The organism is Xanthomonas sp. 3075 (assembly GCF_014197275.1).
GTDB classification, from domain to species: domain Bacteria; phylum Pseudomonadota; class Gammaproteobacteria; order Xanthomonadales; family Xanthomonadaceae; genus Xanthomonas; species Xanthomonas campestris_B.
In genome coordinates this window covers 14,184-34,597 of sequence record NZ_JACIFI010000023.1, presented here as the reverse complement: position 1 = coordinate 34,597, position 20,414 = coordinate 14,184, and the positions used below count along the sequence as shown (strand labels likewise).

Annotated in this window: 20 protein-coding genes; 17 read left to right on the top strand and 3 right to left on the bottom strand. The window is 64.3% G+C overall.

The window, feature by feature from the left end; translation table 11 throughout:
- Nucleotides 1-66: 66 nt before the first annotated feature.
- From GGR62_RS17730 to GGR62_RS17710, 5 genes are all read left to right on the top strand, one after another.
- Nucleotides 67-834 (top strand): DUF2884 family protein, encoded by a 768-nt coding sequence (locus tag GGR62_RS17730; protein ID WP_184409157.1) that lies wholly within the window; start codon nucleotides 67-69, stop codon nucleotides 832-834.
- A 128-nt stretch (nucleotides 835-962) separates the two neighbouring features.
- Nucleotides 963-2,741, top strand: a complete 1,779-nt coding sequence (locus GGR62_RS17725) for a dihydrolipoyllysine-residue acetyltransferase (RefSeq protein WP_184409156.1) — start codon at nucleotides 963-965, stop codon at nucleotides 2,739-2,741.
- Entirely contained in the window at nucleotides 2,738-3,385 is a 648-nt protein-coding gene (locus tag GGR62_RS17720; RefSeq protein WP_184409155.1) for a hypothetical protein, read from the top strand. The genes GGR62_RS17725 and GGR62_RS17720 overlap by 4 nt, the downstream gene beginning before the upstream one ends.
- Nucleotides 3,386-3,401: 16 nt before the next feature.
- Nucleotides 3,402-5,237 carry a dihydrolipoyl dehydrogenase gene (gene lpdA, locus GGR62_RS17715; protein WP_184409154.1) on the top strand — a complete coding sequence of 612 codons (1,836 nt, stop codon included), beginning with the start codon at nucleotides 3,402-3,404 and terminating at the stop codon, nucleotides 5,235-5,237.
- Nucleotides 5,238-5,476: 239 nt separating this feature from the next.
- The gene (locus GGR62_RS17710; RefSeq protein ID WP_184409153.1) at nucleotides 5,477-6,070 is read left to right on the top strand and encodes a DUF6624 domain-containing protein; all 594 of its coding nucleotides are present in this window, start codon (nucleotides 5,477-5,479) and stop codon (nucleotides 6,068-6,070) included.
- Nucleotides 6,071-6,148: 78 nt separating this feature from the next.
- Here the strand turns inward: GGR62_RS17710 and GGR62_RS17705 are convergent, their stop codons facing one another.
- A complete protein-coding gene (locus GGR62_RS17705) occupies nucleotides 6,149-6,961 on the bottom strand; it encodes a hypothetical protein (RefSeq protein ID WP_184409152.1) in 813 nt (270 codons plus the stop codon).
- A gap of 543 nt (nucleotides 6,962-7,504) precedes the next feature.
- Here GGR62_RS17705 and GGR62_RS17700 point away from each other — a divergent pair.
- The 10 genes from GGR62_RS17700 (at nucleotide 7,505) to GGR62_RS17655 (ending at nucleotide 15,681) form a co-directional block, all read left to right on the top strand.
- Nucleotides 7,505-7,870 (top strand): hypothetical protein, encoded by a 366-nt coding sequence (locus tag GGR62_RS17700; protein WP_016901016.1) that lies wholly within the window; start codon nucleotides 7,505-7,507, stop codon nucleotides 7,868-7,870.
- A 25-nt stretch (nucleotides 7,871-7,895) separates the two neighbouring features.
- The gene (atpB, locus tag GGR62_RS17695; RefSeq protein WP_039421795.1) at nucleotides 7,896-8,696 is read left to right on the top strand and encodes a F0F1 ATP synthase subunit A; all 801 of its coding nucleotides are present in this window, start codon (nucleotides 7,896-7,898) and stop codon (nucleotides 8,694-8,696) included.
- Nucleotides 8,697-8,768: 72 nt separating this feature from the next.
- The gene (gene atpE, locus GGR62_RS17690; RefSeq protein ID WP_002814105.1) at nucleotides 8,769-9,071 is read left to right on the top strand and encodes a F0F1 ATP synthase subunit C; all 303 of its coding nucleotides are present in this window, start codon (nucleotides 8,769-8,771) and stop codon (nucleotides 9,069-9,071) included.
- Between the two features lie 113 nt (nucleotides 9,072-9,184).
- Nucleotides 9,185-9,655, top strand: coding sequence for a F0F1 ATP synthase subunit B (locus tag GGR62_RS17685; RefSeq protein ID WP_184409151.1), 471 nt, complete (start codon nucleotides 9,185-9,187; stop codon nucleotides 9,653-9,655).
- Between the two features lie 3 nt (nucleotides 9,656-9,658).
- Nucleotides 9,659-10,186, top strand: a complete 528-nt coding sequence (locus GGR62_RS17680; protein ID WP_184409150.1) for a F0F1 ATP synthase subunit delta — start codon at nucleotides 9,659-9,661, stop codon at nucleotides 10,184-10,186.
- 47 nt (nucleotides 10,187-10,233) lie between these two features.
- Entirely contained in the window at nucleotides 10,234-11,781 is a 1,548-nt protein-coding gene (atpA, locus tag GGR62_RS17675; protein ID WP_184409149.1) for a F0F1 ATP synthase subunit alpha, read from the top strand.
- Between the two features lie 112 nt (nucleotides 11,782-11,893).
- The gene (gene atpG / locus GGR62_RS17670) at nucleotides 11,894-12,757 is read left to right on the top strand and encodes a F0F1 ATP synthase subunit gamma (protein ID WP_184409148.1); all 864 of its coding nucleotides are present in this window, start codon (nucleotides 11,894-11,896) and stop codon (nucleotides 12,755-12,757) included.
- 122 nt (nucleotides 12,758-12,879) lie between these two features.
- On the top strand, nucleotides 12,880-14,286 hold the full coding sequence (atpD, locus tag GGR62_RS17665; protein WP_184409147.1) for a F0F1 ATP synthase subunit beta: 1,407 nt from the start codon (nucleotides 12,880-12,882) through the stop codon (nucleotides 14,284-14,286).
- A gap of 167 nt (nucleotides 14,287-14,453) precedes the next feature.
- The gene (locus GGR62_RS17660) at nucleotides 14,454-14,876 is read left to right on the top strand and encodes a F0F1 ATP synthase subunit epsilon (protein ID WP_184409146.1); all 423 of its coding nucleotides are present in this window, start codon (nucleotides 14,454-14,456) and stop codon (nucleotides 14,874-14,876) included.
- A 235-nt stretch (nucleotides 14,877-15,111) separates the two neighbouring features.
- Entirely contained in the window at nucleotides 15,112-15,681 is a 570-nt protein-coding gene (locus GGR62_RS17655) for a chorismate mutase (RefSeq protein ID WP_184409145.1), read from the top strand.
- Between the two features lie 240 nt (nucleotides 15,682-15,921).
- Here GGR62_RS17655 and GGR62_RS17650 read toward each other — a convergent pair whose 3' ends face one another.
- The gene (locus tag GGR62_RS17650; RefSeq protein WP_184409144.1) at nucleotides 15,922-16,305 is read right to left on the bottom strand and encodes a GtrA family protein; all 384 of its coding nucleotides are present in this window, start codon (nucleotides 16,303-16,305) and stop codon (nucleotides 15,922-15,924) included.
- A 144-nt stretch (nucleotides 16,306-16,449) separates the two neighbouring features.
- On the opposite strand from GGR62_RS17650, the gene glmU reads away from it, so the two are divergent.
- Nucleotides 16,450-17,814, top strand: coding sequence for a bifunctional UDP-N-acetylglucosamine diphosphorylase/glucosamine-1-phosphate N-acetyltransferase GlmU (gene glmU, locus GGR62_RS17645; RefSeq protein WP_184409143.1), 1,365 nt, complete (start codon nucleotides 16,450-16,452; stop codon nucleotides 17,812-17,814).
- A gap of 118 nt (nucleotides 17,815-17,932) precedes the next feature.
- Nucleotides 17,933-18,874: a right-handed parallel beta-helix repeat-containing protein gene (locus GGR62_RS17640; RefSeq protein WP_260306266.1), complete on the top strand. Its 942-nt coding sequence runs from the start codon at nucleotides 17,933-17,935 to the stop codon at nucleotides 18,872-18,874.
- 181 nt (nucleotides 18,875-19,055) lie between these two features.
- Here GGR62_RS17640 and GGR62_RS17635 read toward each other — a convergent pair whose 3' ends face one another.
- Nucleotides 19,056-20,408: a HAMP domain-containing sensor histidine kinase gene (locus tag GGR62_RS17635; RefSeq protein WP_184409141.1), complete on the bottom strand. Its 1,353-nt coding sequence runs from the start codon at nucleotides 20,406-20,408 to the stop codon at nucleotides 19,056-19,058.
- Nucleotides 20,409-20,414: the final 6 nt, after the last annotated feature.

The window sequence follows — 20,414 nt, the reverse complement described above, 5'->3', positions numbered from 1 at the left end:
CCGGCACGGGCAGCGGTGTGGCGATCGCATGCATGCTGCAGTCCCCGCACATCACGGAGCGAACCGATGGCAATCACGCAGCGATGGACGATGGCACTGGGTTTGCTGACAGGCATGCTGGGCGGCGTGGGCACCGCAATGGCCGACGATCTGCACTGCAATGTCAGCAGCGACTACGATCTCACGCTCAACCCGCGCAGCCTGATCCTGATCCGCACGCCTGCATCCTCCGGCGCGCCCGAGCGGCTGGTGATGCGCCAGGGTGCCTTGTTCGTCGACGACCGCTGGGTCGCGTTGAATGCGGCCGACCGCACGCGCCTGATCCAGTTTGAGCGCCAGACCCGCGAGGTAGTGCCGCTGGCGCAGGAGGTCGGGCGCGAAGCGGCCGATATCGCCATCACCGCGCTCGGCGAAGTGGCTGCCGGTTTCAGTCGCAGCCCCGAAACCACGCGCGTGCAGCTGGCAAGCGTGCGCGAGAAGCTCGATACGCGCTTGAAGCAGAGCTTCGGCAAGAATCAGCTCACCTCGATCGATATCGATGACGACATCGGCGCGATGGTGGCCGAGCTGCTGCCGCAGCTGATCGGCGATGTCGTCGCCGGTGCGGTGCAGTCGGCGTTGAGCGGAAACGACGTGCAGCTGCGTTCGCTGGACGGGGTGGAGACGCGCATCCAGCGCCTGATCGAGCCGCAGGCGCGCGCGTTGCGGCCGCGCGCCGAGCACCTATGCGAACGGGTCGAAGCGCTGGATGGGCTGGACAATGCGCTGGCGTATCGTTTGCCCTCGGGCGAGCCACTGCAACTGTTGCGGGTGGATCGACGCGCCTCGAAATAAGCATGCATCTGCGTGCGCAGACGCTGCATCCCGCCGGCCGTGCGATTTTTTCCACGGCAATGGTTGGCGCTGCGGCCCGCAGCCGGCCACAATAGGGGTTTCCCCATTCTGTTGCCGGAGTTCCCCGTATGGCCGAAATCAAGGAAGCACTTGTCCCCGATATCGGTGACTACAGCGATGTCCCGGTAATCGAGGTGCTGGTGTCGGTCGGCGATACGGTCAGCAAGGACCAGAGCCTGGTCACGCTGGAATCGGACAAGGCCACGATGGAAGTGCCCTCGTCGGTGTCCGGCGTGGTCAAGGAGATCAAGGTCAAGGTCGGCGATTCGCTGTCGCAGGGCGCCTTGGTGGCGCTGATCGAAGTGGCCGATGCCGGTGCCGATAGCGCAGCCGCACCCGCACCGGCCGCAGCGCCTGCTGCCCCGGCCAAGGCTGCGCCCGCTGCCGCGCCGGCGCCTGCCGCCAAGGCCGAGCCGGCTGCGCCAGCCGCTTCCTCGGAAGGCGGCCTGGTCGAAGCCCGCGTGCCCGATATCGGCGACTACACCGACATCCCGGTGATCGAAGTGCTGGTCGCCGTCGGCGACACGGTTGCCAAGGACCAGAGCCTGGTCACGCTGGAATCGGACAAGGCCACGATGGAAGTGCCGTCCTCGGCCGCCGGCGTGGTCAAGGAACTCAAGGTCAAGGTCGGCGACACGCTGTCGCAGGGCAATGTGGTGGCGATCATCGCGGCCAGCGATGGCGGCGCCGGTGCGGCGCAGTCGCCGGCCAAGCCCACCACCGAAACCTCCGAAACATCCGGCAAGGTCGAGCCGGTCGCCGTGTCTGCGGTGCCGGACAAGCTGGCCCAGCGCGAGATCGCGCAGGTGCAGGGCGCGCGCTCCAGCAACGCCTCGCAACCTGCGCAGGGCGGCCAGCCGTCTGCCGGCAGCCCGAGCAGCCCGCCGGTGACCTTCGATGCCGATAGCGTGCTGCCGTCCAAGGTGGCCTATGCCAGCCCGGTGGTGCGCGTGTTCGCACGCGAGCTCGGCGTGGACCTGCACCAGCTCAAGGGCAGCGAAAAGGGCGGCCGCATCACCCGCGAAGACGTACAGCGCTTCGTCAAGGCCGCACTCAGTGGAGGCGTACCTGCCGCAGCGGGTGCCGCACCGGCCGGTGGCGGCAACGGCCTGAACCTGCTGGCCTGGCCGAAGGTGGACTTCAGCAAGTTCGGCGAGACCGAAACCCAGCCGCTGTCGCGCATCAAGAAGATTTCCGGTGCCAACCTGGCACGCAACTGGGCGATGATTCCGCACGTCACCCAGTTCGAATCGGCCGACATCACCGACCTGGAAGCCCTGCGCGTGGCGCTGAACAAGGAAAACGAGAAGACGGGCATCAAGCTCACCATGCTTGCCTTCCTGGTCAAGGCCAGCGCTGCGGCGCTGAAGAAGTTCCCCGAGTTCAACGCCTCGCTGGACGCGGCCGGCGAAAACCTGACGTTGAAGAAGTACATCAACATCGGCTTTGCCGCCGATACGCCGAACGGCCTGGTCGTGCCGGTGATCCGCGATGTCGACAAGAAGGGCGTGCTGCAGATCGCCCAGGAAAGCGGCGAGCTGGCCAAGAAGGCGCGCGACGGCAAGCTCGGCCCGGCTGACATGAGCGGCGGCTGCTTCTCGATCAGCTCGCTAGGCGGTATCGGTGGTACGGCGTTCACGCCGATCATCAATGCGCCGGAAGTGGCGATCCTGGGCGTGTCCAAGTCGGCGATGCAGCCGGTGTGGAACGGCAAGGAGTTCGCCCCCAAGTTGATGCTGCCGTTGTCGTTGAGCTACGACCATCGCGTCATCGACGGCGCGCTGGCTGCACGTTTCACCACCTATCTCGCCCAGGTGCTGGCCGACATGCGACGCGTCCTGCTGTGAGAGCAGCGCTGCTGACGATCGCCGTGCTGGCCATGCTGCCGTGGACGTCTGCACTCGCACGCGAGTGCGGCAGCACGCTCGGGCGCGGCTGGCCGCCGGCGGTGGGCAATTACGGCACCGCGGTGACCACGCTGCTCGACGGCGCTACCAAGCCAACCCTGACCCTGCTCACGCTGCCCACCCGCGGCGTGGAGAGCGGTGTGTCGCTGGTGCCGGGCAAGGACGGCGCCGACTGGACCCTGCGGCATAGCCGCGCCGACGAGCGCGTCTACAGCTGGGTCAGCCAGAGCGATCGCGGCGCGGTGCAGTTGCGCACCGAGCAGACCCCGGAAACGGTCGAGATCCCGATTCCGGCGGCCTTGGCAAGGCGCCTGGTCAGTAACTGGACCAACGCACTGACCCAGCTGGCACCGACCGGTCGCACCGCGCCGGTCAGCGAAGGCGAAGTGCTGTCGTTCCAGGTCGATGGTGTGCGCTACAGCGGCACGCGTCCGGGCTGCGGCGCCGGCGAGTTGCTGGTGCAGCAGGCCGCGTTGCTGATCGAAGCCAGCGAAGGCAAGGAAAACAAGCGCGACAAGCGCTGGACCCAAATCGAATCGTCGCTGGATGAACTCCAGCAGACGCTTGCCGGCACGGCCGGTTGAGCCACAGGAGAAGCAAATGGCGGTCATTGAAATCAAGGTTCCCGACATCGGCGATTACAGCGATGTCCCCGTCATCGAAGTGCTGGTCGCCGTCGGCGACAGCGTGGTCAAGGACCAGGGCCTGGTAACGCTGGAATCGGACAAGGCCACGCTGGAGGTGCCGTCCTCGGCCGCCGGCGTGGTCAAGGAACTCAAGGTCAAGATTGGCGACAACCTGTCCGAAGGCGCAGTGGTGCTGCTGCTGGAGACCGAAGGCGAGGCCGCTGCACCGGCTGCGCCCGCCAAGGCCGAGACCAAGGCCGCTGCGCCTGCTGCGGCCCCTGCAGCCGCCGCGCCCGGCAGCAAGCCGCCGGTGACACCGTCGCACCGCGCCCCGGCCGAACCAGCGCCGTCCAAGCCGGCGCTGGCCAGCGGCAAGCCGGCCGATATCGAATGCAAGATGGTGGTGCTCGGCGCCGGCCCCGGCGGCTACACCGCCGCCTTCCGCGCTGCCGACCTGGGCCTGGACACGGTGCTGATCGAGCGTTACGCCAGTCTGGGCGGGGTCTGCCTCAACGTCGGCTGCATCCCGTCCAAGGCGCTGTTGCATGCCGCCGCGGTGATCGATGAAGTGGCGCATGCCGGTGATTTCGGCGTGGATTTCGGCCAGCCCAAGATCACCCTGGACAAGCTGCGCGAGTACAAGGAAAAAGTGGTGGGCAAGCTCACCGGCGGCCTGGCCAGCATGGCCAAGCAGCGCAAGGTGCGCACCGTCACCGGTGTGGCCAGCTTCGTCTCGCCCAACGAGCTGGAGATCGTCGGCGACGGCGGCAAGACCCAGCTGCTGCGCTTCGAGCATTGCGTCATCGCCGCCGGCTCGCAGGCGGTGAAGCTGCCGAACTTCCCGTGGGACGACAAGCGCGTGATGGACTCCACCGACGCGCTGGAACTGCACGATATTCCCAAGACCCTGCTGGTGGTCGGCGGCGGCATCATCGGCCTGGAAATGGCCACGGTGTACAGCGCGCTCGGCAGCAAGGTCACCGTGGTCGAGTTCATGGACCAGCTGATGCCGGGCGCCGACAAGGACCTGGTCAAGCCGCTGGCCGACCGCCTGAAGAAGCAGGGCGTGGAGGTCCATCTCAAGACCAAGGCCACCGACGTCACCGCCGACAAGAGCGGTATCACCGTGTCCTTCGAAGCGGCCGTGGAGGGCGAGAAGCCCGGTCTGCAGGCGACCGCCTACGATCGCGTGCTGGTCGCAGTGGGCCGTACGCCCAACGGCAAGAAAATCGGCGCCGACAAGGCCGGCGTCACCGTCACCGAGCGCGGCTTCATTCCGGTGGACCGGCAGATGCGCACCAACGTGCCGCACATCTTCGCCATCGGCGACATCGTTGGTAACCCGATGCTGGCGCACAAGGCCACTCACGAAGGCAAGCTGGCCGCCGAAGTGGCTGCCGGCGAGAAGAAGGAATGGGTGGCGCGGGTGATTCCGTCGGTGGCCTACACCAACCCGGAAATCGCCTGGGTGGGCGTGACCGAAACCGAAGCCAAGGCCAAGGGTTTGAAGGTCGGCGTGGCCAAGTTCCCGTGGGCGGCCAGTGGCCGTGCGATCGGTATCGGCCGCACCGAAGGCTTCACCAAGCTGATCTTCGACGAAGAGACCCACCGCATCATCGGTGGTGCCATCGTCGGCGTGCATGCCGGTGACCTGCTGGCCGAGATCGGGCTTGCGATCGAGATGGGCGCCGAAGCCGAAGACATCGGCCACACCATCCACGCGCACCCGACGCTTAGCGAGTCGGTCGGCATGGCGGCCGAGGTCTACGACGGCACCATCACCGATCTGTATATCCCGAAGAAGAAGTAAGCCGCGCACATCGCGTGCACTGCCAACGACGCCCCGCCTTGCGCGGGGCGTCGTCGTTTGGGCATGCTGCCAGGACGGGCTGCAGGGCGCGTCAGACAGGCAGTGCAGCCGATCGCATGGAGAGACACTGCAATGCGCTATGGAATGCTGGGAATGGTGATGCTGTGCAGCATCGCGGCGGTGTCTGCCGCCCGCGCGCAAGAACCGGATGATCCTCAATTGGCCGCTGCGTTGGCGAAGTGCCCGGGGGGGCCGAAACCTTCGATCGTGCGCAACGGCAGGCAAAAGCGCGTGCCGAGGCAGCGCATGCATCCGAACTCGCAACGCCTTCCGATCCGGCGCTACGCGCGCGTCTGCTGGAGATGGAGCGCGCCGACCAACTGGTCCGCAATGGCGATTGGTCGCAAGCGGCCGTGACCAGGATGGCCGCTGTGGATGCCGCGCATCTACCGCAGATCCGCCGCATCGTTGCCGAGCACGAAGGCCTGCCGAGCGCGGCCCAGGTGGGGCGCGATGGTGTCGCTGCAGCCTGGCTGCTGGTGCAGCATGCCGATGCCGATCCTGCGTTTCAGGAGCAGGTATTGAGCACGCTGGCGCAGCACGTTACGCGCGGCGAAATTCCGGCACGCTCTCTAGTGCTGTTGACCGACCGCGTCCTTGTCGGCAACGGCAAGCCGCAACGCTATGGCAGTCAGCTGGCCGCGCAGCAGGGCCGCTGGGTGCCCAAGCCCATCGAGGATCCGGAACACGTCGATGAGCGGCGTACCGCTGTGGGCGAAATGCCGCTGGCCGATTACATCTGCGTGGCCGCGCAGCTCTTTCCTGCGCCGTAACGGCCTTCCATATCAAACGCCCCAAAACACAAAAGACCCGCAAAAAGCGGGCCTTTTGGTTCAACCGGTCTATGCAACTCAGAACGCGAACGTCACGCCTGCGACCGGGCCCTTGAACTCCTGCTTCAGGCCGATCAGGCCATCGCTGCCGCGCTGGTCGACATCGAGCTTGAACCAGTCGTAGCCGGCGAAGATGCCGAAGTTCTTGGTGAAGCGGTATTCGGCCATCGCGTTGGCGCGGCTCAGATCGCCCTTGTAGTCGTCGAAGTTGCCCCAGCTGGTGTTGAGGTACTGACCCTGCACGTTGAACAGCCAATGCTCGCTCGGACGTGCGGTGAAACGGATGCCGACCACCGGCGCGACGCCGTCGGCCTTCTCTTCGAGCACGTCGCCGGTGAACACGCTGCCCAGATCTGCATACGCGTTGGCTTCGACCTTGGCGTATTCGGCACCGAGCTGCAGGCCCAGGCTGAATTCCGGCGAATCGATGACCGAATAGTCATACACCAGCGTGGCGACCTGATACTTCAGTTCACCCTTGATGAAGCTGCCCGACGGCACGGTGAAACCACCGGCGCTCACGTCCTGGGTCAGGGTCTCGCGGCGATCCTTGTCGTACTTGAAGTAATCGAAGATCAGGCGTTGACGGGTGCTGATGCGGAACACGCCATCCACGCGCGGCTCCCATTCCTTGCCGCCCAGCTTGAAGTCTTCATTGACCGACACATTGTTTCCTGCGACCAGTGTGTTGCCACGGATCGTGTTGTCGTTGTCGACATTCATCGCGCCGAGACGGATCTGGAAGCGATCGTCGGTATCTTCAGCGTGCGCCGGAAGGGCATAGCCTGCGGCCAGAACGCACGGGATCACCAGTGCGAGGAGGTTTTTCATGGGGGCTCCGAATCTTGGAATGGTTGGTCAGTCGAGCTTGTGCCGCGCATAGTCGATAAGCGCATGTCGTCAATTTGTGAAGTTTCTGTCCGTTATGCGTGAAGGAAACTTAGCAATCGGACAAAATGGTCCGCCATACATAGGCGTGCCAATGCTGCCCATGTCTTCTGTGCGCATGACGCCGTGATCGCTTGCACACGGGGGGGCGCGTGTGTGGATCGATGCCGCGATTGGACCACGGGCGGGACATCGCTGAAAGCTCGCAGGGTGCGACAAAATGCGTAAAAAAAGCAGGAGCCCTGGTCTCCCAGGGCTCCCTGACGCGGCCTGCGGCACGACCTTTCGACGAGGATGTGCAGGCTAGCGAAGTTCTGACAGCCGGTTTGTGGCAAAGTTCCCACCCTCTGCTGCGGCACGTGTATGGTGCATCGCAGCACCCCGCGACCTTTGCCGGTTGTCTCGCAATTTGTCCCGTTGCTATACTTTCGCGGCTCGACGAGGCGCAACTGCGCTTCCCCCTCATCCACACGTAAGGTAACCGTAGTGCTGAACTCCGTTGACGCGGGTCGGCGGTTGATGCTGCGCGCTGCGGTATATCCGCTTGCCGCCGTAGCTATAACCAGTCTGGGGTTGCTGTTGGTCGGTCCCCGTTACTCTGCCGGTCTGGCATTGACCGGGTTTGCGACGGTGCTGGGCGGTTGGGTGGCAGCACGGACCGCGCTAGGCGGCGGTATCCAGGCAGCCGGCATTGCCATGGTGCGGCTGATTCTGGCGATGGTGTTGAAGTGGGTGTTGGTTTTCGTGGCGCTGGCGCTTGGTTTCGGCCTGTGGCGGCTGCCTCCTCTGGCTCTGTTGGCGGGTATCGCCATCGGGTTGATTTTTCAGGTTCTGGCTCTGGCCAGACGTTGATTCGAACTTAAAGGGCTCCAGACACATGGCGGGCGAGGCAGCAACCCCTACCTCCTATATCCAGCATCACTTGCAGAACCTGATCTATCCGGTTCGTGAGGGTGGCGGTACGTTTTGGACCATCCACGTCGACACCCTGGTCATGGCCGTGTTGATGGGCCTGGTCATGGTGCTGGCGTTCTGGACAGCGACCCGCAATGCCACGGCCGGCGTGCCGGGCAAGTGGCAGGCATTCGTGGAAATCTGCCTGGAATTCGTCGACCGGCAGGCCAAGGACACCTATCACGGCAGCAGTAAGCTGGTGACGCCGATTGCGATCACCATCTTCTTCTGGATCCTGTTGATGAACCTCATCAAGATGATCCCGGCCGATTTCATCGCCATCCCGCTGGGTTGGGCCGGCATCCACGCCTGGAAGCCGGTGCCCACCGCCGACGTCAATGCCACCTTGGGCATGTCGATCAGTGTGTTCTTCCTGATGATCGTGTTCTCGCTGCGCTCCAAGGGCGTGGGCGGCATGACCAAGGAATTCCTCACGGCGCCGTTCGGCAAGTGGATGATGCCGTTCAACCTGCTCCTGAACATCGTCGAGTGGCTGAGCAAGCCGATTTCGTTGGCGATGCGACTGTTCGGCAACATGTTCGGCGGCGAGATCGTCTTCCTGCTGATCTGGGTGCTGGGCGGTGCGGGCATCGCCGGCATGGTCGCTGGCGGCGTATTCGGCCTCGGCTGGATGCTGTTCCACCTGTTGGTGATTCCGCTGCAGGCCTTCATTTTCATGATGCTGTCGATCGTGTATCTGAGCCTTGCCGAAGACAGTCACTGAGTTTGCTGCACCCTTCATCTGCTTTATCCCGCTTCATCCATCACCCTTAGAAACTTTCGTTCGGAGATCACCATGTACCTCGCCGTCCTGACCAACCTCGCTCAAGTCCAGAGCTCCACCGTCCTCGCCGTCGGCATCATGATCGGCCTGGCCGCGCTGGGTGCCGGCCTCGGTCTGGCCATCATGGCTGGCAAGTTCCTGGAATCGGCCGCGCGCCAGCCGGAACTGATCCCGGTGCTGCAGGTTCGTATGTTCATCACCGCCGGCCTGATCGACGCCGCGTTCATCATCAGCGTCGCTGTCGGCCTGCTGTTCGCCTTCGCCAACCCGCTGGCCCAGGTGTTCATCGAGCGTCTGTCGCAGGCTGCCGGCTGATCCAGCGGTAGCAGGATGTGGAGGCAACCGCGTGCGGTTGGCTCCGCGGATGAAGGTCGGAAAGCGCCGCCATGCGGTGGCGCTTTCACCCCTAAAGAGCGATTGAGCGACCCATGGATATCACCCTTACCATTTTTGCCCAGGCGTTGGCCTTCGCCGGTCTGATCTGGATCGTCGCGACCAAAATCTGGCCGCCGCTGCTGAAGGCGATCGAAGAGCGTCAGCAAAAGATCGCTGAAGGTCTGGCTGCGGCCGATCGTAGTCAGAAGGATCTGGCGCAGGCGCAGGAAAAGGTCAACGAAGCACTGAAGGACGCACGCACCAAGGCCAACGAGATCATCGACCAGGCCCACGCGCGCGCCAACCAGATCATCGAAGCGGCCAAGCACGAGGCGATTGCCGAAGCCAACCGTCAGAAGGATCTGGCGCAGACCGAGATCGACGCGTCCGCCACGCGAGCCCGCGAGGAACTGCGCAAGCAGGTGTCCGCGCTGGCCGTCAGCGGTGCCGAGAAGCTGCTCAAGCGCGAAATCGATGCCAACGCCCACAAGGCGCTGCTCGACGAGCTGGCGGCGGAGATTTAATCGATGAGTCAGGCCCTCACACTTGCCCGTCCGTACGGCCGCGCCGCGTTTGCGATCGCGCGTGAGGGCGGCACCTTCGCGCCCTGGTCCGATGCGCTGGCGTTTTCGGCGCAGGTGGCCGGCGACCCGCGCGTGGCTGCGCTGCTGCTCAACCCGGCCTTGCGCCAGGAAGAAGCGGTGACATTGCTCGCTCCGCCGCAGGCTGGCGACGACTACCTGCGTTTTCTCGGCGTGCTGGCCGATGCGCAGCGGCTGTCGCTGCTGCCGGAAGTGGCAGGGTTGTACGAACAACTGCGTGCCGAAGCCGAACACGTCGTCAAGGCGACAGTGACCTCGGCCACCGCAATGCACCAGACAGAGCTCGACACGATTGCTGCTGCGCTGAAGAAGCGTTTCGGCCGCGAGGTGGACATCACCACCGCGGTGGATGCGTCGCTGATCGGCGGCGCGGTGATCGACACCGGCGACGTGGTCATCGACGGCTCGCTGAAGGGCAAGCTTGCGCGTCTGCAAAGCTCGCTCGCCCACTGAATTCACATAAACGCACGGCCCTCGCGGCCGGCACCTAGGACTGAACGATGGCAACCACGCTCAACCCCTCCGAAATCAGCGACCTGATCAAGACCCGCATCGATGCGGTCAAGCTGTCCGCAGAGTCGCGCAACGAAGGCTCCGTGACCAGCGTGTCCGACGGCATCGTGCGCATCTTCGGCCTGGCCGACGTGATGCAGGGCGAAATGATCGAACTGCCGAACAACACCTTCGCGCTTGCGCTGAACCTGGAGCGCGATTCGGTCGGCGCCGTGGTGCTGGGCGATTACGAGAACCTGCGCGAAGGCGACGTGGCCAAGACCACCGGCCGCATCCTGGAAGTGCCGGTGGGTCCGGAGTTGCTGGGTCGCGTGGTCAACGCGCTGGGCGAGCCGATCGACGGCAAGGGCCCGCTGGGCGCCACCCAGACCGCACCGGTGGAGCGCGTTGCGCCCGGCGTGATCTGGCGTAAGTCGGTCGACCAGCCGGTGCAGACCGGCTACAAGTCGGTCGATGCGATGATCCCGATCGGCCGCGGCCAGCGCGAGCTGGTCATCGGCGACCGCCAGACCGGCAAGACCGCGCTGGCGATCGATGCGGTGATCAACCAGAAGGGCACCGGCATCAAGTGCGTGTACGTGGCGATCGGCCAGAAGGCCTCGACCGTCGCCAACATCGTGCGCAAGCTCGAAGAGAACGGCGCGCTGGCGCACACCGTGGTGGTGGCGGCGACCGCGTCCGAATCGGCGGCGATGCAATACATCAGCCCGTATGCCGGCTGCACCATGGGCGAATACTTCATGGACCGCGGCGAAGACGCGCTGATCGTGTACGACGATCTGTCCAAGCAGGCCGTGGCCTACCGCCAGATCTCGCTGCTGCTCAAGCGTCCGCCGGGCCGCGAAGCCTATCCGGGCGACGTGTTCTATCTGCATAGCCGCCTGCTGGAGCGCGCCGCGCGCGTGTCCGAGGAATACGTGGAGAAGTTCACCAACGGTGCGGTGACCGGCAAGACCGGCTCGCTGACCGCGCTGCCGATCATCGAAACGCAGGCCGGCGACGTGTCCGCGTTCGTGCCGACCAACGTGATCTCGATCACCGACGGCCAGATCTTCCTGGAAACCGACCTGTTCAACGCCGGTATCCGTCCGGCCGTGAACGCCGGTATCTCGGTGTCGCGCGTCGGTGGTGCGGCCCAGACCAAGATCATCAAGAAGCTGTCCGGCGGCATCCGTATCTCGCTGGCGCAGTACCGTGAGCTGGCGGCGTTCGCGCAGTTCGCCTCGGACCTGGACGAAGCCACCCGCAAGCAGCTCGAGCGCGGTCAGCGCGTCACCGAGTTGATGAAGCAGAAGCAGTACGCGCCGATGTCCATCGCCAACCAGGCGCTGTCGATCTATGCCGTCAACGAGGGTTACCTCGATGAAGTGCCGGTCAACAAGCTGCTGGCGTTCGAAGAAGGCCTGCATGCGCACTTCGCCAACACCCAGGGCGAGTTGATCTCCAAGATCAACAGCACCGGCGGTTGGGACAACGACATCGAAGCCGCGTTCAAGAAGGGCATCGAAGAGTTCAAGACCACGGGCAGCTGGTAAGACCAGCTGCGGGAATCGGGAATAGAGAATCGGGAATCGTCAAAGCGGGTTGGCTGTGCCAATTCCCGACTCACGATTCCCCATTCCCACTAAGCGAGCGAAGCGAGCGAGTATGGCAGGCGGACGCGAAATCAAAACCAAGATCAAGAGCGTGCAGAACACCCGCAAGGTGACGCGCGCGCTCGAAATGGTCTCGGCCTCCAAGATCCGCAAGGCGCAGGAGCGCATGAAGACCTCGCGTCCGTATGCGCAGGCGATGAAGCAGGTGATCGGACATCTGGCGCAGGCCAGCACCGACTACCAGCATCCGTTCCTGGTCGAGCGTGAGCAGGTCAAGCGGGTTGGTTACATCGTGATCTCTTCCGACCGCGGCCTGGCCGGCGGTCTGAACAACAACCTGTTCCGCAAGATGCTGGGCGAAGTGCGCCCGTGGCAGGACAAGGGCGCCGAGATCGACGTGGTGACCATCGGTCAGAAGGCCTCGGCATTCTTCCGTCGCATCAAGGTCAACATGGTCGGCAGCGTGACCCACCTGGGCGACAGCCCGCAGGTGGAGCAGTTGATCGGCGTGATCAAGGTGATGCTGGACGCGTTCGTCGAGGGCAAGGTGGACCGCGTGTACCTGGTCTACAACCGCTTCGTGAACACCATGACGCAGAAGGCCAGCTTCGACCAGCTGCTGCCGCTGCCGGCCGCAGAACATAAAGTGGCCCATCACGATTGGGATTACCTGTACGAGCCCGATGCCGCGACCGTGCTGGAGCACGTGATGACGCGTTACATCGAGTCGCTGGTGTACCAGGCCGTGCTGGAAAACGTGGCGTCCGAACATGCCGCGCGCATGGTGGCGATGAAGGCCGCCAGCGACAATGCCAACAAGATGATCGGCACCTTGCAACTGGTCTACAACAAGGCACGTCAGGCGGCGATCACCCAGGAAATTTCGGAAATCGTCAGCGGCGCAGCCGCCGTATAGCCGGGAATAGGGAATGGAGAATCGGGAATGGTCGAAGCAGCAGCACTTGATCTTCCCATTCCCTATTCCCGTTTCCCTATTCCCGACACCAGAATCGAACAGACATTAGTGGAGTTATCCAAATGAGTCAGGGCAAGATCGTTCAGATCATCGGCGCGGTCGTCGACGTCGAATTCCAGCGCAATGAAGTGCCGAAGGTCTATCACGCGTTGAAGGTCGAAGGCACCGAAATCACCCTGGAAGTGCAGCAGCAGCTCGGCGATGGCGTGGTGCGCACCATTGCGCTCGGCTCCACCGACGGCCTGAAGCGCAACCTGCTGGCCACCAACACCGAGCGCGCCATTTCGGTGCCGGTCGGCGCCGGGACGCTGGGCCGCATCATGGATGTGCTGGGTCGTCCGATCGACGAAGCCGGCGAGGTGCAGGCCTCGGACCATTGGGAAATCCATCGCGCTGCGCCGTCGTACGAAGACCAGTCCTCCAGCACCGAGTTGCTGGAAACCGGCATCAAGGTCATCGATTTGATGTGCCCGTTCGCCAAGGGCGGCAAGGTCGGCCTGTTCGGCGGCGCCGGCGTCGGCAAGACCGTCAACATGATGGAACTGATCAACAACATCGCCAAGGCGCACTCGGGGTTGTCCGTGTTTGCCGGCGTGGGCGAGCGTACCCGCGAGGGCAACGACTTCTACCACGAGATGAAGGACTCCAACGTCCTGGACAAGGTCGCGATGGTCTACGGCCAGATGAACGAGCCGCCGGGCAACCGTTTGCGCGTTGCGCTGACCGGCCTGACCATGGCCGAGTACTTTCGCGACGAGAAGGACGAGAACGGCAAGGGCAAGGACGTGCTGCTGTTCGTGGACAACATCTACCGCTACACGCTGGCCGGTACCGAAGTGTCCGCGCTGCTCGGCCGTATGCCGTCGGCAGTGGGCTACCAGCCGACCCTGGCCGAAGAAATGGGCGTGTTGCAGGAACGCATCACCTCGACCAAGAGCGGTTCGATCACCTCGATCCAGGCCGTGTACGTGCCTGCGGACGACCTGACCGACCCGTCGCCGGCGACCACCTTCGCCCACCTGGATTCCACCGTCACCCTGAGCCGTAACATCGCCTCGCTGGGCATCTACCCGGCCGTGGATCCGCTGGATTCCACCAGCCGCCAGATGGACCCGTTGGTGATCGGTCACGAGCATTACGACACCGCCCAGCGCGTGCAGCAGACCTTGCAGAAGTACAAGGAACTGAAGGACATCATCGCGATCCTGGGCATGGACGAGCTGAGCGAAGAAGACAAGCAGTCGGTGTCGCGCGCACGCAAGATCGAGCGTTTCTTCAGCCAGCCGTTCCACGTGGCCGAAGTGTTCACCGGCTCGCCGGGCAAGTACGTCTCGCTGAAGGACACCATCCGCGGCTTCAAGGCGATCTGCGACGGCGAATACGACCACCTGCCGGAGCAGGCGTTCTACATGGTCGGCAGCATCGAAGAAGCGGTCGAGAAAGCCAACAAGATGAGCGCCAAGGCCTGATGCGATTCCAGCCGCTGTGCGGCTGGAATCGGGAATCGGGAATCGGGAATCGTAAAAGCGGGTCATCGGTGGATCGGAATTGAGAGGAATGGAAAAGCGCGCAGCAAACCGCTATTCCGATTCCCCACTCCCGATTCCCGATTCCCCGCTTCACACTGTGAGGCACCATGAGCACTATCCGTTGCGACATCGTCAGCGCCGAGAAGGAAATCTTCCACGGTGAGGCGACGCTGGTCGTGGCCACCGGCGAACTGGGCGAGCTGGGCATTGCGCCCAAGCACGCGCCGCTGATCACCCGTCTGAAGCCGGGCAAGGTGGTGGTCACCACCGCCAGCGGCGAGCAGCTGGACTTCGCCATTTCCGGCGGCATCCTGGAAGTGCAGCCGCAGGTGGTGACCGTGCTGGTCGACACCGCGGTGCGCGCGCAGGACATCGACGAAGCCGCCGTGCGCAAGGTCAAGGAAGAGGCCGAACGTCTGCTGGCCAACCGTGGCGACGCGGTGGATGTGGCGGAAGCACAGCGTCGGTTGACCGAGGCGACCGTGCAGTTGCAGGCGCTCGAACGTTTGCGTCGCACTCTCAAGCACTGAGTGTCAGGGCATGCGGGCGTCGGATGGCGCATGCACCCCGAGGGTTGGAAGCACGGCCAGCTGCGCGTGTGGAAATCGAAACGCCGACCATCGTGTCGGCGTTTTTCGTTTTTGCGGATGCGCGTGCGTGATGCGGCCCGCACGCGTCGAGGCAGCAGGCACACTGCATGCCTTACATCGTGCCGCTGCTTGCCAGCGGTCCGGCACCTCATGCATGCCCGTTAAGGAACGCCAGATGGCCCGCAAGATCGATGGTTTTCGTGGTTTCGCGCTGACCGGCCTGTTGGCCGTGGCGATGCTGGGGTGTGCGCTGCCGGCGCGCAGCCAGCCGCCGCTGGATCCGTTGCTGGACCGCATCGTGCAACGCAATGCGATCGGCGATGCAGTGGCGCTGAGCAAGTGGGACAGCGGCAAGCCGGTGCTGGACCAGACGCGCGAGGCGGCGGTGCTGCAGAGCGTGCGCGATCAGGCTTCTGCGCGCGGGCTGGACGCCGACGATGCTGCGCGCTTCTTCGCTGCGCAGATCGAGGCCAACAAATCGGTGCAGTACGCCTTGTTGAACCACTGGCGCGAACGGGGGCGGGCACCGGATACGGCGCGTCCTGACCTGGCGAGCCTGCGCACGCGTCTGGATCAATTGCAGGGCGAATTGCTCGACGCACTCGCCGACGTCGCGGCGGCCCGTTCCGCGCCGCAATGCCCGACCAGCACCGCGCGCGCCGCAGCCCATTACGCAGCGCAATGGCAGCTGGATGCGCTGCATCGCGCGGCCTTGGTACGCAGCCTGGGCGATTTCTGCCGCTGAGTGGGGCGTCGTCCAAGAGCGGCCAACAAGACGTCGTGCGCGATCTTCATGTGGGTGCGGACGATGCGTGCGCAGAACCGGAGTACATGCTGCTCCGGGCACTGGCCGCGCCGCCTGGCGGCTGTGCAGGCGTGTTGTTGGCCGCACTAAAGCCCCTGGTCTATCTGCCCATGGGCGACACAGATCGCTTCAACGCAGCATCACCGTCGCTGGTCACCGCGCTAGCGTCGGTGCGCTCGCTCAGCGATACACCACATGCCGGCCCAGGAAAAACGACACGATCGCCAGTCCGCCTTCCACCAGCGGTTTGGCCAGCCAGGCCTGGCGCAGGCCGACCAGATCGACCGTTGCCGAGAGCAGCCAGGTGCTGATCAACGTCAGTGCCAACCACATCACCGCAAAGCGTCGGAAGCGCTGCCAGCCCAGGCGTGCCCCGTTGTCCTGGGCAAAGGTAAAGCGGCCGTTGAGCCAGAATCCGAGCATTGCGCCGCTGATGCGTCCGAGCAGATTGGCAGGCACCGCCGGCATGCCTGCGGCCGTGGCGGCGATGAAGATGCCGCAGTCCACGGCCAACTGCAGGGCGCCAATGATCATGAATTGGCTGCCTTGGCGGAACAGACTCATGTGTGCGGGGTGAGCGGACGAGGGCGCCCATGCTAGCGGCTGTTGCACCCAAAGTGTGATCGCGGCTGGACGACTGGCCCGGTCACGACGCGAGCTGGCGCAGCGACTAGAATTTGCGTCTCTATTCGTTATTGGAACGTCTCGATGACCTTGCCTCTGCACGTCGTGATCCTGGCCGCAGGCGAGGGCAAGCGCATGCGCTCGTCCTTGCCGAAGGTGCTGCAGCCGGTGGCCGGCCAGCCGATGCTGGCGCACGTGATTGCCACCGCGCGGCAGCTGCAACCGGCGGCGATCCATGTGGTGTACGGGCATGGCGGCGAGCAGGTCCAGGCGGCATTCGCCGCGCAGAGCGATCTGCAGTGGGCCGAGCAACGTCAGCAACTGGGCACCGGGCATGCGGTGCAGCAGGCCATGCCTGCCATCCCGGATGCGGCCACGGTGCTGGTGTTGTACGGCGATGTGCCGCTGATCCAGGCCGATGATTTGCTGCAATTGCTGCATGCACCGGGCCGCATGGCGGTACTGGTTGCCGATGTGGCCAACCCCGCCGGTTATGGCCGGATCCTGCGCGATGCCGGAGGCAAGGTGGCCGCGATCGTCGAGCAGAAGGATGCCAATGATGAGCAGCGCCGCATCCGCACCATCAACACCGGCATCCTCACCGCCGAGTCCACCGCGCTGCGGCGCTGGCTGGCCGGTCTGTCCAACGAGAATGCCCAGGGCGAGTTCTATCTCACCGACGTGTTTGCCAGCGCCGCGGCGGATTTCACCCCGGCCGACATGGTGCATGTGAGCGACGTGCAGGACGTGGAAGGCGCCAACGACCCATGGCAACTGGCCCAACTCGAGCGCGCCTGGCAGCTGCGGGCCGCGCGTGCGCTTTGCCTGCAAGGCGTGCGCATGGCCGACCCGGCGCGCGTGGAACAGCGCGGCACGGTGCAGGTGGGACGCGATGTGCAGCTGGATATCGATGTGATTCTGGAAGGCGATGTGACGCTGGGCGATGGTGTCGTGATCGGCCCGTTCGTGAGACTGCGCGACGTTGACCTCGGCGCCGGCACGCAGGTGCGTGCGCATTGCGATCTGGAAGGCGTGGTCACCGAAGGCGCGGTGATGATCGGCCCGTTCGCGCGCTTGCGTCCCGGCACCGTCCTGGCCGACGGCGTGCATATCGGTAACTTCGTCGAGACCAAGAACGTCACGATGGGCGTGGGCAGCAAGGCCAACCATCTGACCTATCTCGGCGATGCGGTGATCGGCAGCAAGGTCAACATCGGCGCCGGCACCATCACCTGCAACTACGATGGCGTCAACAAGTCGCAGACCACCATCGGCGATGGCGCGTTCGTTGGCTCCAACAGCGCGTTGGTGGCGCCGGTCGAGATCGGCGCCATGGCCACCATCGGCGCGGGCTCGGTGATCACCCGCGATGCACCCGCAGGCCAGCTCAGCGTGACGCGTCCGCGTCAGACCGTGATCGAAGGCTGGGAGCGACCGAGCAAGAAGTAGCGCGCTGCTCGGCCGCACTGTCCTGCAGATCTGCGGCAGCGCCGACACCGATAGACGATGTAGGGCACAACTGATCACGAGGTGCGCAATGCAAACCCGGCGGTGCTTGTTACTGGCGATGTTCTTGCTGATGGTGGCAGGCGGGCTGCCCGGTGCGCTCCATGCACAGGCCTATCGGTTGTATCTGGCGCCCGATGGCAACGATGCTGCCGCCGGCACCAGCGCGTCGACGGCGCTGCGCAGCCTTGGCGCGGCCCAGCAGCACCTGTTGGAGCGGCGGCCGACCGGTGCGGTAGACGTGCTGATCGCCGCAGGCACCTATCCCGGCCAGTCCGTGCAATGGACCTTCACCAACGGAGCGCCCATCCGCTTTATCGCCACCCCTGGCGCCGCAACGCCACCACTGTTCGACGGGCGCGGTGGCGCCACCTGGTTCACCTTGAAAGGTGGAAAAAATACCGCGACGCGATTGACCTTCGAAGGTTTGAAGGTCAGCCATTACTGGATGGCGCTGGATCTGGGCAGCAGCAAGCGTGGCGACGACGGCAACAGCGGCAATGTCATCCGCGACATGACGTTTGAGCGCATCGGTGGCCTGTATGGCCGCAGTAGCGAAGCGGATTACGCGTTTGCGGCAATCCGGCTGCAGAATTCGCGCGACAACCGCATCGAAAAGAATCGCTTCGTGTCGATCGAAAACGACACCAAGACCTCCGGTTTCGTCCATGCGATCTACCTGGCGCGGCATTCGTCGGGCAATCGCGTCGAAGGCAATACCTTCAGCGACATCAACGGCGACGCGGTGCGCACCCGCGATGCGTCGGACAATACGTACGTGGCGGGCAACCGCTTCGTCAGGGCGGGCAAGTACGCGGCGTTTTCGGACTGGTTCAAGCCCGATGGCGAATGTCCCTCGCAGGGCGGGCAGTTTTTCGACAATACGGTGGGCGTCGGCTACTACCGTGCGATTGCTGCCACCCGGACGACGGGGGCGGACGATGCCTGTGGCGCACTGAAGAAGCCGCGCATCGAAGAGCGTGCCACGCTTGGCGGCGACTGAACGCGGAGATCAGGCCGCCGTTTGCGATGCGCTGTCAGCAACGCGAATGCGTTTGCCCAAACGATGGTTTGCCGGCGTGGTGCATCCGCACCGGTGAGGGGGCGTCCGATCGGATGCGCCATCGTGTGCCTGCGACACCGCAGAACCGCCAGCATTCGCGTTCGAAATCGGTCGCAGCGAATTAGCCTGCGGTCGCAGCCGGCAGCAACAAGGTGACGCACAGGCCGCCGTGTTCGCGGTTATGCAACGAGATGCGGCCGCCGTGCGCCTCGGCGATCTCGCGCGTGAGTGCAAGGCCCAGCCCGGTGCCGTTGCGTTTTGTCGAGTAAAACGGCATCAAGGCATTGTGCAATACCGCCTCGTTCATGCCGTTGCCGCGGTCGAGCACTTCGATCCGCAGCCATTGCGGCACGCGCGTGACGCGCACGGCGACATCGCTGTTGGGTGGCTGCACTTCGCTGCAGGCTTCGTGCGCGTTCTTGAGCAGGTTGAGCAGCGCCTGCTCGATCTGCGCGGCATCGATGCGGCTGCAGACATCGGTGAGTGCGCCTTGCAGCTGGAACGGAATCTGCTGCCGCAAACGTTCCAGAAACGGCGCCCAGTCGATGGTCTGCAATTGCGGCTGCGGCAACTTGGCAAAGCGTGCGTAGCCGCGGATGAAACCTTCCAGATGACGTGCGCGTTCTTCGATGGTTTCGAACACCGTGCCCAGCCGGTCGGTGCGTTCGCGACGCAGCAACTCGGCACCGGAGTGCGCCAGCGAGGCGATCGGCGCCAGCGAATTGTTCAACTCGTGGCTGATCACGCGGATGACCTTCTTCCAGGTCTGCACTTCCTGGCGACGCAATTCGGTGGTCAGGGTGCGGATCAGCAATAGTTCGTGGCTGCGTCCGTTGAGATGGAAGCTGCGCCGTGACAGGTGATAGATCTGCTCGTCGTCTTCGTCATCGCCATCCTCGCGTACCGCAAACAGGCAATCGCCACCGCGTGCCAGTGCATCGCGCAGTTCGTCCGGCATGCGGCCGAGCACATCGTCCAGATGCTGGCCTTCGAGCTTGCGGCCCTCATGTAGCAGTTTGCGTGCCGCGTTGTTGGAAAAACCAATGCGGCGCATGCCATCGCCACCGGCCACCACCAGCAGCATCGCCACCGGGGTGTTCTGCAGCATGGTGTCGAGCATCAATTCGCGTTGCACCAGGTCGCGCCGTTGCGCGCGCAACACATCGCCCAACTCTGCGTGCGCCTGCACCAGTTGCGCCAATTCGTCGGTGCCGCGCCAGTACACGCCGAAGTTGTATTCGCCATCGCGATAGCTGCTGGTGGTGCCGGCCAGTGCGCGGAACAGCGAGCGCATCGGTGCGGTGGCGCGGCTGAGGCTGAACCACATCGCCGACAGCAGCAGCACCGCCGACACCACGGCCACTTCCCAGCCACGGTCCAGCCAATACGCCATGAACCAGGGCAGCGCGGCGGCCAGCGCCAACACCGGCAATAGCCGTAAGAACAGCGAGAAAGTGAAAGAGCGCTGCCGCATGCCGGG

What these genes read in the sequence shown, in the direction of transcription:
- atpD (WP_184409147.1), top strand. Translation starts at nt 12,880, where the DNA reads ATGAGTCAGGGCAAGATCGTTCAGATCATCGGCGCGGTCGTCGACGTC.
- lpdA (WP_184409154.1), top strand. Translation starts at nt 3,402, where the DNA reads ATGGCGGTCATTGAAATCAAGGTTCCCGACATCGGCGATTACAGCGAT.
- GGR62_RS17635 (WP_184409141.1), bottom strand. Translation starts at nt 20,408, where the DNA reads ATGCGGCAGCGCTCTTTCACTTTCTCGCTGTTCTTACGGCTATTGCCG.
- GGR62_RS17660 (WP_184409146.1), top strand. Translation starts at nt 14,454, where the DNA reads ATGAGCACTATCCGTTGCGACATCGTCAGCGCCGAGAAGGAAATCTTC.
- GGR62_RS17650 (WP_184409144.1), bottom strand. Translation starts at nt 16,305, where the DNA reads ATGAGTCTGTTCCGCCAAGGCAGCCAATTCATGATCATTGGCGCCCTG.
- atpE (WP_002814105.1), top strand. Translation starts at nt 8,769, where the DNA reads ATGTACCTCGCCGTCCTGACCAACCTCGCTCAAGTCCAGAGCTCCACC.
- GGR62_RS17730 (WP_184409157.1), top strand. Translation starts at nt 67, where the DNA reads ATGGCAATCACGCAGCGATGGACGATGGCACTGGGTTTGCTGACAGGC.
- GGR62_RS17640 (WP_260306266.1), top strand. Translation starts at nt 17,933, where the DNA reads ATGTTCTTGCTGATGGTGGCAGGCGGGCTGCCCGGTGCGCTCCATGCA.
- GGR62_RS17685 (WP_184409151.1), top strand. Translation starts at nt 9,185, where the DNA reads ATGGATATCACCCTTACCATTTTTGCCCAGGCGTTGGCCTTCGCCGGT.
- GGR62_RS17680 (WP_184409150.1), top strand. Translation starts at nt 9,659, where the DNA reads ATGAGTCAGGCCCTCACACTTGCCCGTCCGTACGGCCGCGCCGCGTTT.
- atpB (WP_039421795.1), top strand. Translation starts at nt 7,896, where the DNA reads ATGGCGGGCGAGGCAGCAACCCCTACCTCCTATATCCAGCATCACTTG.
- atpA (WP_184409149.1), top strand. Translation starts at nt 10,234, where the DNA reads ATGGCAACCACGCTCAACCCCTCCGAAATCAGCGACCTGATCAAGACC.
- glmU (WP_184409143.1), top strand. Translation starts at nt 16,450, where the DNA reads ATGACCTTGCCTCTGCACGTCGTGATCCTGGCCGCAGGCGAGGGCAAG.
- GGR62_RS17725 (WP_184409156.1), top strand. Translation starts at nt 963, where the DNA reads ATGGCCGAAATCAAGGAAGCACTTGTCCCCGATATCGGTGACTACAGC.
- atpG (WP_184409148.1), top strand. Translation starts at nt 11,894, where the DNA reads ATGGCAGGCGGACGCGAAATCAAAACCAAGATCAAGAGCGTGCAGAAC.
- GGR62_RS17705 (WP_184409152.1), bottom strand. Translation starts at nt 6,961, where the DNA reads ATGAAAAACCTCCTCGCACTGGTGATCCCGTGCGTTCTGGCCGCAGGC.
- GGR62_RS17655 (WP_184409145.1), top strand. Translation starts at nt 15,112, where the DNA reads ATGGCCCGCAAGATCGATGGTTTTCGTGGTTTCGCGCTGACCGGCCTG.